This window comes from uncultured Bacteroides sp., from assembly GCF_910585845.1.
In the GTDB taxonomy this organism is placed as follows: Bacteria; Bacteroidota; Bacteroidia; order Bacteroidales; family Bacteroidaceae; genus Bacteroides.
Map to the genome: position 1 here is coordinate 20539 of NZ_CAJUHF010000042.1, position 10880 is coordinate 31418.

7 protein-coding genes and 1 pseudogene are annotated in these 10880 nt (G+C 43.2%); 1 reads left to right on the forward strand and 7 read right to left on the reverse strand.

Features of this window, described 5'->3' with window-relative positions; all coding sequences use genetic code 11:
* Positions 1-2: 2 nt before the first annotated feature.
* The gene (locus QZ323_RS11175) at positions 3-539 is read right to left on the reverse strand and encodes a nitroreductase family protein (RefSeq protein ID WP_294634771.1); all 537 of its coding nucleotides are present in this window, start codon (positions 537-539) and stop codon (positions 3-5) included.
* Positions 540-667: 128 nt separating this feature from the next.
* Between QZ323_RS11175 and QZ323_RS11180 the strand changes: the two genes are divergently transcribed.
* Positions 668-1651, forward strand: coding sequence for a GNAT family N-acetyltransferase (locus QZ323_RS11180; RefSeq protein ID WP_294634773.1), 984 nt, complete (start codon positions 668-670; stop codon positions 1649-1651).
* A 10-nt stretch (positions 1652-1661) separates the two neighbouring features.
* Here QZ323_RS11180 and QZ323_RS11185 read toward each other — a convergent pair whose 3' ends face one another.
* The 6 genes and pseudogenes from QZ323_RS11185 to QZ323_RS11210 all read right to left on the reverse strand — a co-directional run.
* On the reverse strand, positions 1662-4511 hold the full coding sequence (locus QZ323_RS11185; protein WP_294634774.1) for an alpha-amylase family glycosyl hydrolase: 2850 nt from the start codon (positions 4509-4511) through the stop codon (positions 1662-1664).
* 52 nt (positions 4512-4563) lie between these two features.
* Positions 4564-5712 carry a glycosyl hydrolase 53 family protein gene (locus tag QZ323_RS11190; protein WP_294634776.1) on the reverse strand — a complete coding sequence of 383 codons (1149 nt, stop codon included), beginning with the start codon at positions 5710-5712 and terminating at the stop codon, positions 4564-4566.
* 98 nt (positions 5713-5810) lie between these two features.
* Positions 5811-7241: a DUF5115 domain-containing protein gene (locus QZ323_RS11195; protein ID WP_294634777.1), complete on the reverse strand. Its 1431-nt coding sequence runs from the start codon at positions 7239-7241 to the stop codon at positions 5811-5813.
* A 28-nt stretch (positions 7242-7269) separates the two neighbouring features.
* Complete coding sequence (locus tag QZ323_RS11200) at positions 7270-8454, reverse strand: SusE domain-containing protein (protein ID WP_294634778.1); 1185 nt, start codon at positions 8452-8454, stop codon at positions 7270-7272.
* 20 nt (positions 8455-8474) lie between these two features.
* Complete coding sequence (locus QZ323_RS11205; RefSeq protein ID WP_294634779.1) at positions 8475-10100, reverse strand: RagB/SusD family nutrient uptake outer membrane protein; 1626 nt, start codon at positions 10098-10100, stop codon at positions 8475-8477.
* A gap of 21 nt (positions 10101-10121) precedes the next feature.
* A pseudogene (locus tag QZ323_RS11210) lies at positions 10122-10880 on the reverse strand (SusC/RagA family protein); the annotation flags it as partial.

Here is a 10880-nt window from a genome sequence, read left to right on the forward strand (position 1 = left end):
CGTTATTTTCCTCCAAATTTATTAATATGAATTTTTTCCCATTGCAGATGTTCTTCATCAAAAGGTTTGCGTTCCATCCCTTTATGCCCTACAGCTATGACACTGAGCACTTGCAATTGCAAAGGGATGTCCAACACTCCACGCACGTATTCATCGGAAGGCATTCCGGTAGCCGTGAAACGTTCGCGTACCTGCACCCAACAGCTGCCCAGACCTAAGTCCTCAGCCTGCAACTGTATGATAATTGAAGCAATGGAAGCATCTTCGATCCACACATCACTTGCCAGGGGATCAGCCGTCACCACAATAGCCAATGGGGCTTCGGCAATAAACTGAGATGATTGTGCCTTACAATGTGACAATTTTTCAAGCAATTCCTTATCGTCTACCATAATAAACTGCCATGCATTGGTCCGTTTGGAAGTAGGTGACATCAATGCGGCTTTCATCAAAGCAACCACTTGCTCCTGTGCCAACTCTTCATTTGTAAACTTCCGCATGCTGCGGCGAAGTTTTAGTAATTCACTGAAATTCTCCATTATCTATTAGTTGAACCGCCACGAAGCTACAAGCCACTATACATCATACAGAAAAGTACCCATAGTCCGTAGCTAAATTATCATTTATTCGCGCAAAGATACAAGATTATTTTTTAAATTTGCGGTCAATGCCTTTGAAACTGACAACATATTACCGCGGAAGTAATGTCCCGGAACTACCGGGCAAAAATACATTTCACTCCATCGAGTTGTTTCGCATCTACGAAGCAACTACAGGCTACACGCCTCTACTCATCGTTGCCTCCGAAAATGGGAAACCCGTGGCCAAGCTATTGGCTGCAATCCGAAAAAGCGTACGCCTATTTCCTCCTGCCATCATAAAAAGGTGTGAGATCTACGGCAACGGAGAGTATTTCGACGAGACCGTAGACAAGGAATTTGTCTTCGGCGAAATGTTGCAGCGTTTGACAGACGAAGCACTACGGGATGCCTTCCTCATCGAATTTCGTAACTTAGATAATTCCCTGTTCGGTTATAAGTCCTTCCGCAAAAACCGTTACTTTGCCATCAATTGGCTACGGGTACGAAATTCATTACACAGCATCGATCATATAGAAGCACGTTTCAGTCCTTCACGTATCCGGCAGATAAAAAAAGGACTGAAAAACGGTGCAAAAGTAAGGGAAACGCAAGATCCGGAAGAGATATATGCATTCACGCAAATGCTACGCCATGTCTACTCTTCCAAAATACGCCGGCATTTTCCTGGAAAAGAGTTCTTCCATCATCTGGAAAAAGAGATGGTAGAAGGAAAACAAAGCAAGATATTCATTGTCACTTATAAAGATAAAATCATCGGAGGAAGTGCCTGCATCTACTCCGAAGACAATGCCTACCTTTGGTTCTCAGGGGGTATGCGCAAGACATACGCTTTGCAATATCCCGGTATACTTGCCGTATGGCATGCCCTGTGCGATGCCAAACAACGAGGGTACAACCATCTCGAATTTATGGATGTCGGCCTTCCCTTCCGCAAACATGGTTATCGCGACTTCGTGCTCCGGTTTGGTGGAAAACAAAGTAGTACTCGCCGTTGGTTTCGCTTCAGTTGGGAGTGGTTGAATAGATTGCTGAATAAAATCTATGAATAACCTACATAAACTATTTCATCACCTTGCAAACCTGCACCCTGCCATCCTTCATACAGGCACGTACCATATAATACCCTGACGGCAAAGCCGACAAACCTACAGCATCGCAATTGCCTTGTGACATCACCAACATACCATTGACAGAGTACACTTCCATACGTTCAGCAATTCCCGCAGAAGATACCACCGTATCCGTCCACCTGTCATAGTGTATCAGCCTTCTCTCTGCATCAGCAACGTCCTCATCTATTCCCGTCAACGTCGGCTTGAAATTAGTGAAAAGGCGGAACTCATGGGCCGGGACAGCAATGGACTGTGTAGTAGCAGATACATTCAATGGTGCATTGTCCGCCAACAATTCATACCAAGTCCCGGTTTTTGGGAATGTAGCCGAGATATTATTATCCGCTAACGTAAAGTTACCGACTATAACGAGCGATTTCTCACCATCGGCAGAAGTTGCAGACAAGATACGCCCGTTGTTCCAGTCAGTACCCCTTACTTTCCAAGTGAACACAACATCCGAAGCAAACAGTTCCGGATAAGAATGGCGCAAATCCAGAAGAGCAGCATATGTATGATATAATTTCTTTCGGTCGGCATCTTCCCAGTAATCCCATCTGATTGGTTTAGGATCCGTACGATAACTTCCTTGGGCATCATATTTAGAGCCGTCGCTATTATTGTTGATAGAAAAATCATATCCCAGTTCACCAAACTGCCAAATCATCTTCGGACCAGGTACTGTAAGGAAAAAGGCTGCATTAGTGGCTAAACGCTTCATACGGGTAGGCAGATTGATGTTGCTTCCTGCCGAAGGGCTTACGCCTGTATTTGTACTGGCAGCAGACGCTATCACTCCCTTTTCTCCCCACTTCCATGCCTTAAAGCCCATACGTTCTTCGTCATGACTCTCCATATAACCTACCAGACTGCCTGCCGGCATGCCCGATGTACCGGCAAACAAACCGGAGAAATCTGTTTTCGTTCCGCTCCACCCCATGGCAGCTTCACAATACGCTTCGTTCTTATTGCGCCACAACAGGATGCCCGCCTCCGCCAGTTGCTTTTCTTCGGAAGTAGCTGCCAGATGTTCAAAAATGATGTAAGCACCCGGCTGACGTTCCTGCACGGCAGACGCCATACGTTTCAAGTTGGCTATACGCGCATTGTCCGGTCCATTCGCCCAATCATTAGCGCCGTAGGGAGTATTGGAGAAACCTTTTGTAAAGTCGTAACGGAAACCGTCAATCTTGTATTCCGACATCCAAAACCCTGCCACGCTATCTACTAAAGCCTGAGTATATTCGCTATCATGGTTGAAATCGTATCCCCATGACAAGCTACTGTTCTTTATGTTCGACTCCTGGTTATACCAAGGATTGTCGGCAGAAGGCCTGCCATCCGCATCCCTATATAGCAGGTAGAAAGGCGACTGCCCGAAACTATGATTCAAGACGAGGTCGATAATGACAGCAATCCCCATCCCGTGGCATTCGTCCACGAAAGACTTCAAGTCATTCTTCGTACCGTAATACTTGTCCACGGCAAAGTAGAACGAAGGATTATATCCCCAACTTTCGTTCCCTTCAAATTCATTGATGGGCATCAATTCGATGGCATTTATGCCTAAGTTCTTCAGATATTCCAGTTTTTCTTTTGCCGCATTGAAAGTGTGCTCCTTGGTAAAGTCGCGAACCAGCATTTCATAAATGACCAGTTCTTCGGAAGCAGGACGTTCAAAGTTCTTCACTCTCCAATCGTAAGCAGCCTGCGCAGTCTGCAAAACGGAAACAATGCCCTCTGCTTTCCCTGTAGGATAGGCTTTCAGATTCGGATAAGTAGCGGCCTCAATATAGCCATCGTTCCAAGGATCCAGTACTTTGTCCGTATAGGGATCTGCCACGTAGATAGTGCCATCCACCAAATACTGAAAAGCATATTCTTCTCCCTTTTTCAAATCGGAAAGGGTGATCCAGAAATATTCCCCGTCCTGCTTCAGTTGATAACCTGCTTCAGGAGTCCAATCATTGAAGTCTCCTACCACGTACACATATTTCTTGCCCGGAGCCTGCAAGACTAAAGTGACTTCCGTATCACTAATATAATTGATACCGGGGCGTACACCTGCAGGCATCGGAGCAGAGGCACTTGTGCCATTCAGAATGGTCACTTTTCGAGTAGCAGACGATGTCTTACCATTTGCCGTAGCTTCTACTTTCAGAATATGGCTCCCAGCTGTTTCAAACTGATAGGACTTCGATATCACAGTAGCATCGGTTACCGTTGCCACTTCCTTTTCGTCCACATAAAGTTTCAAGTCGGATGCTGCGGAAGCAGACGCCTGAATAGTAAAAGGCACCCCGACAAGCTGGTTCAGTTTCTCTGCCGGATAGTCAAAACGGACAGTCAGGTCAGCAGCGTATACATCTACAAATATATCCTTTCCACCTGTATCTTTTCCTTCCTTACTGCCGTTCGAGCTACGGAAGACAAAGACCATTTGCTTCACACTCTCACCGTCCGGAACGGCATAATACTCCCGGATATTCGGAGTGATTTTCAGTTTCCACTTGTCATTTCCGAGTTTGGTCATTTTAGCTTTGGGGAGATTCTCTGTCCACCCCGCAATCGTATGCCTCCAATCTGTGGAACCGGTGCTCTTACTTGTAATTACCCCTGTGTGCGCATATACATCACCGGTAAATCCTTTTAGCCCTGCCGTACCTTTCGTCGCATCGAAAACGATGGTGATTTCTTCGCTTTCTGTCGGAAAAGGCGGAGTGGTAGTTACAATCTGTGCTTGCACGGCAAGCACGGTCATCATACAAATAATAAATAAGGAGTAAAGTCTTCTCATTCGGTATCAATTTATTGGTTAGTAACAAAAGTACTTCAGTTATCTTAAAACATCAAATATCAGAAACAGAAGAAGGGGAAGAAGTAGTGCAAACGGTTGCAGGCGGTTGCACAAACGATTTCAACTCTTCCATCGCAGGAAGGACTTTGCCTGTATGGTTATCAAAAAGCCCACGATTGAGCCAGCCATCAGTCACCGCATTACCACAAGCGTTTTCTTCGGGAAACCACCAAAACAGGCCAGTTACATTGGCATGACGGCACAGTTCTGCAACCAATTCATGGATAAAGATGCGTTGTCCCTCCACACTGATGGGATAAAATTCTCCATACTGCTCATCCCCCTTCGCCCAACGATCGTTTTCGTGCGAATAGTAAGCGGCAGTCTCTACAATCATTACTTCCTTATCAGGAAAATCCACTGCAAGAGAATCAAGAGTGGCAGCCAATACTCCTACTGCCCTGTGCCACATTGGATAATAACTGAGTCCGATGACATCGTAGTCAAGTTGACGCAAATGTTCGTAATAGGCTTTCGTCTTGTCCCAGTCGCCTGCCTTCTCCGTATGGATGATTATCTTTGCTTTCGGACAAAGCTCGCGACAAGCCTTGACACCGTTTTCCAATAGTTCTACAAGCAGATTCCAATTCTGACTGCCAAGAGGATCGACCTTTGCCACCGGCCACAACATACCGTTCGTTATTTCATTCCCCACTTGTATGAGATCCGGTACTGCATTTGCTTCAATCAATGCCGTCAGGCAATTCCTGGTATATTCATACACACTGTCCGGCAATGAGGCCACATCGGCATTTCTCCATCTGTCCGGTATGAATTGTTTGCCCGGATCAGCCCACGTATCCGAATAGTGGAAATCAAGCATAAACTGATAACCGGCCTTCTTTATCCGCTGTCCGAACTCTTTCACATAGTCCAAATCCTGACATACGCCTTCTCCTTTATGTTCGGCAGAAGCCTTTGACGGGTCGACAAAGAGACGTACACGGATGGCATTCCAGCCTTGTTCCTTAAAATAGTCGAGAGGTTTCACAGCGTTGCCTGCCGCATCCTTATAAACCGTACCGGCTTTCTCATAAGAAGGAAGCAGGGAAATGTCGCCACCCAATAAACGTTCTTGTGCTCCGACTTCCGCCACCAACAAAAACAGACTGCCAAACACAGCCAATACAATATTCTTCATACGTATTCCATGAGTTTTATAAATCAGACAATAAAAGCCCTTTTCCTGCTCACAAAGAATACAAGAAAAGGGCCTTGATAAATTCGTTTCAGGCAAGATTATTTAAACGAACCCGTACCTGTCATAAAGTTCAAATAAGCTTTCTGACCTTCGGAAACCTTTACCCGCTCTTGGTCATCGCCAGTGCCACGATAAACAATCGTTCCGTTCAGAACAATGAACTCAGTCTTCCACCAGTCATAACCTCCGAAACTCACACACATACGAACTTCGTCGGAAGCAACAAATGCAGGAGATACAAATTCTCCATCCGGGTCTTCGGGAATCGTGAACTTATTAGCATCTGCAACTTCCCATACGCCTACCGTATTACCTATCAAATAAACATTCGGAGTAAGCACATTCACTACACGATCCACACCGTTAACAACATGCAACAGATACCAGCCGGCGTTATCAATCATCAGATTTGTACCGTCAGCATGAATATCCGAACCTGCTTCATCATTAAGAGTAGCCTCACCTCCAAAGTCACCACCACTCCAACCAGCTTGAGGAGCAAACTTGAATACTTCACCGGCAGTAAAGTAGGAAATCATCCAATATTCACCTTCTGCACTATGAATCGGAGTCAACTGTTTCCAAGTTTGCCAATTATCATAATTGCTACCGGTTATATAAAGTTCCGTAGGAGCAACCGTGATTTCATAAGTATAATCCAACATATTGATAGTCATATTATACTTACCCGGATTTGCGATCTTACCAGCAGCAGCATTTTCATTGATAAGCTGACCACTCATAGAATCATCACCATCCACTTTTACACCTACTACTCCCGGATTTGCCCAAAAGTCATCGGTATCAATATTACTTTGAGGAATAATTTTCCAATGCTGATTTTCCTCAGTTGTAGTAAATGAAATAGTAAATACCGGATCATCATAAACATTCACATCGCTATGATTGAATTTCAACATGGACTCTGCATCCCAACCAGCCATATCACCAACAAGGTAATAGGCTTCCGAAATATCCGGTTTAACAAGAGTCACTTGTACTTCCACTTGATTGGAATTTACACAGAAAGCTTGCAATGCTTCTCCTTCCTGTGACACCTGTTTAATGTACGCCACTACAGTTACAGCCAATTTACGTGCAAGCGGATTTTTACCGTAATAGCCCTCTACTGCATTCACAACTTCCTTCGTAGATACATATCCTGAAACATCAGTTGTCAAAACAGTTTTTCCTTGTGCAATTCCGTTTTCATCAACCTTACTCACTACCGTCTCGTAAGCCGTAACTTCCATGCCTTCCGGCGCATCTATCGAGGCTGTAAAAAGTTGAATTGTTTCCGCCGTTACATTTTCCATGTCAATGGCTCCGGCAGGCGTAATATTCACACTTATATTTTTAGCCTCCTCCGGGTCAAAACCTTGGGGAGCTGCCCAGTCATCATAATCGCCCTTACAACCGCTAAACAATGCGGTTGTAAGAACTATACCATATATGAATGATTTTTTCATACTAATCAATTTTTTATTTGTCCATTAATTATTTATTGTAGAAATGATAGTAACCTGTAATATCATTGAAAATGATTCGATAGTTTCCGGCTTCTACAGGAATGTTGGCACCACCGCCTACACCCCAACCAAACGGGAACTTCTCACCACCCCAGTTAGGATTCCAACTACTATCCACAACGAACTTCAATGTTGTATTCTCACTTGTACTGAAATCATACATCCATACATGTGGGCGAGCACCTTCATAAGTATCCACTGGAGACATAGCTACCGTTCCAACTTCCCAATTATTAAAGTCACCGGCAAGCAACATTTGCGGATGTTCTGCAGGTTCTTTATCAAGAGCTGTGAAGGTCAATGTATTCGTATAACTGTCAAGGTCAATCCGATAATAGCCAGCAGAAGGAACCTTAAAGTCAGCACCTTCACCCGTATCATCTTTCAGGCGAGGTTGGTTAATATCTCCATCGACGCCACCCCATTGATCAGCCCATTCACCAGGAACACGAACAAGTTTAAAGCCAAGTTCCGGTGTAAAATAACCGGTAAAGGTAAGCGGCCCCTTACCTGTAGCATCATCAAACTTACCACCTTCGACTGGAGACATTGGATAAACAGAAACACCGATTTCCGATCCCCATAAACCATCTCCCACACAACCACCAATCAAATACCACAACTCTGGATCGGCAGCTACCAATGCTTGGAAAAATGGCTTAACTTTTAAAGTGATGTTATTCGAATAGATATTCGTTCCTGAACCCAAGATTCCATTCAGACGTACATATACATCCAAGTTATCAGGAACATCCTCTTCTGCAGCATAACCTCCCATTCTCATAATGGCTTTGTTAAAGTCACTGGGATTAATATCCATTTTAGCTTTCGTACTATAACTTTCCAACTGCACAAATTTCGGATTTCCAACTACCTCGCCATTTTCATCAAGTACATTTTCCCACTCATCAGTCAATGATACTTGAGGATAATAATTTACAACAGCCGTATAACCAAAGTCCGGTTGTACACAAGTCAACTCAATGCCGTTACTATTAGCCAAGTCGTACACATTGCCAGCCAAGGCAGGGGTGTTCAATACAAAGCTATCAGGCACTTTCAAAGTAGGATTGGAATCCCTATCATCTTCACAGGATGTAAACCCTACAAAAGCAACACCTGCTAACAAAGAAGCAATAATATATTTTTTCATTTTTCTTATTCTGAATTTTATTAATAACCCGTATTCTGTTTCAAGTTCTTATTATTTGAAATTTCATTTACCGGCAAGGGGAAAATGCTCATGTAAGAAGGGAATTGATTACCCTCATAAACGCCTCCCATCCATTCCCACTTATAATCGGATTGTCCGGCAAATTTTCCGAAGCGAATAAGATCTGTACGGCGACGACCTTCAAGCCAAAACTCACGACACCACTCATCACATATATCATCCAATGTATAAGTACCTCTTACAGGTGCATGTGCACGAATACGAAGTTCATCTAATTTTGCCTTGGCATCGCTGTTACCAGTAGCACCATTCTTACGAACAGAAGCTTCAGCATAGGTCAGATAAGCTTCAGCAATACGCATAACAGGCAAATCAGTATTTACAAATTCAATAACAGCATTGCTACTTCCATCTGAATTAATATTACGGAACTTCACGCAACTATAACCTAAATTTTCATCAGTGCTTTCATCCAAAACCGAAGCCTCCATCCCTTTATTAAAGAACAATGCACGGTCATCATTGGCTGCTGCAGTCATTGCCTGCAATGTTGCCGCTTCTGCCGGAGTAGTTGCAAAGAATTTATCAATCAACTGCTTACGCAAACGAATACATTTTCCCCAATTGTTATCTGCACCAGAAGGAGCATAATCATCTGTCGAGACTTTGTTTGAATATGAACCTTGGATAAGGAAATTCATCCCTTCATAACTTTTAGTTTTTTCACCATCAGAAAGTCCTACCAATAAATTTTCATATTGTGCTCCGTTACGGTCATTATCTGCCAAGAACAACAATTGATAACCCGAATACTGCTCACCAGTTACCGGATTGACAGCTCCGTCCTTGTTCAAATGATAATACCCATTATTTATCACCTTATCTGCATACATCATGGCATCATCCCAACGAGCTGTGCCAGTATAAACTTCTGCATTCAAATAAATACGCGCCAAAAGATTCCAAGCAGCAACACGGTCAGCGCGACCATAGGAATTTCGTCCCGGTTCTGCCATCAAGTCAGCACATTCTTTCAATTCTTTTTCTACATATTCAAAGAACTGGTTTCTTGAATATCCTTCAGCCAATTCAGCTGAGACTGTTTCCGTAAAAGCAGCATTTCCATACAAATCCATAACAAGTGCATAATTATAAGCACGAATGAAACGTACTTCTGCATTACGAATTTCCTGATCAGCAGCGTTACCTTCTTGACTCAAATAGAAGTTACAAAGTGTAATGGTAAAGTAAAGACGGTAATAAAGCGCGGCCGAAAACACACAACTTTCACCCCATGAATTATGAAGCAATTCCGGAAGTCCGGCATCTGTAGCCCACACCCAATGTGCCTCATCGGCAGTAAACTCATTAAGGTACCATTGAGTACGAAACATACCAGAACGTCCTTCATCCACGTCTTCAATATCGCCATTACCGTTAGGGCCAGACTGCCCTGTAAGGCTGAAACTTGCATAAATTTTATTGAAGACAGCATCATTGTCAAATTCCATAGTCTGCTGCGGATTAATTGGATCAACATCCAAGTCGCCTATACAAGAACTGAAGTTCAATGTCAGCGCAAATGCCACAGCGGGTATCATTGATTTCAATATTTTTGTTTTCATGTTATTCTTCTATATAATGAATTAGAAATTAAGATTTACACCAAATACGCCTGTAAATGGACGAGGATAAATGTTACCATCATAGCCACCGTTGATTTCCGGGTCAATACCTTTGTATTTAGAGATTGTAAAGACATTTTGAGCAGCCAAATAAACACGCCCGCTAATCTTACCGAACAACTTATCAAAACTATAGCCTAAAGTGATATTATCACACTTCAAGAATGAAGCATTCTGAATGAAATAATCAGAAAGAGCATCTTGATTAGAGACATAGTTCCAATCTTTTGCCATAGTCATTTTTGTTACATTGTGCCATGTGCTACCATTATACAAACGTTCCACAGAAATATCCGAACGACCAGCCTCTACTGCGTTATAAGCATAATTACCAAGGCTTGCACGAAGAGAGAAACTGAAATCCCAATTCTTATAAATCAACTTGGAAGTCATACCCATCAATACATCAGCATCAGCTTTCTTGTAAAAATATCTATCCGATGAATTAATAATACCATCTCCATTACGATCAACAAATTCTCCTTCAATAGGTTGACCATTCTTATCATAAACCTGCTGGTAAGTATAGAATGACGAAACTGGATGCCCTACAGCCCAAGCCTTGATACCATCCGAACCGGAATCTCCCACAGCAAGACCGCCATGCAGAATTTTATAATCAGCATCATCGCTTGCCAGCAACTTGTCTATCTCATTGTTATTGTAAGCTATGTTATAACCCAATTCCCAACGCCAGTCTTTCGTCTGAATAGGACGATA

What these genes read in the sequence shown, in the direction of transcription:
- QZ323_RS11175 (WP_294634771.1), bottom strand. Translation starts at nt 539, where the DNA reads ATGGAGAATTTCAGTGAATTACTAAAACTTCGCCGCAGCATGCGGAAG.
- QZ323_RS11180 (WP_294634773.1), top strand. Translation starts at nt 668, where the DNA reads ATGCCTTTGAAACTGACAACATATTACCGCGGAAGTAATGTCCCGGAA.
- QZ323_RS11185 (WP_294634774.1), bottom strand. Translation starts at nt 4,511, where the DNA reads ATGAGAAGACTTTACTCCTTATTTATTATTTGTATGATGACCGTGCTT.
- QZ323_RS11190 (WP_294634776.1), bottom strand. Translation starts at nt 5,712, where the DNA reads ATGAAGAATATTGTATTGGCTGTGTTTGGCAGTCTGTTTTTGTTGGTG.
- QZ323_RS11195 (WP_294634777.1), bottom strand. Translation starts at nt 7,241, where the DNA reads ATGAAAAAATCATTCATATATGGTATAGTTCTTACAACCGCATTGTTT.
- QZ323_RS11200 (WP_294634778.1), bottom strand. Translation starts at nt 8,454, where the DNA reads ATGAAAAAATATATTATTGCTTCTTTGTTAGCAGGTGTTGCTTTTGTA.
- QZ323_RS11205 (WP_294634779.1), bottom strand. Translation starts at nt 10,100, where the DNA reads ATGAAAACAAAAATATTGAAATCAATGATACCCGCTGTGGCATTTGCG.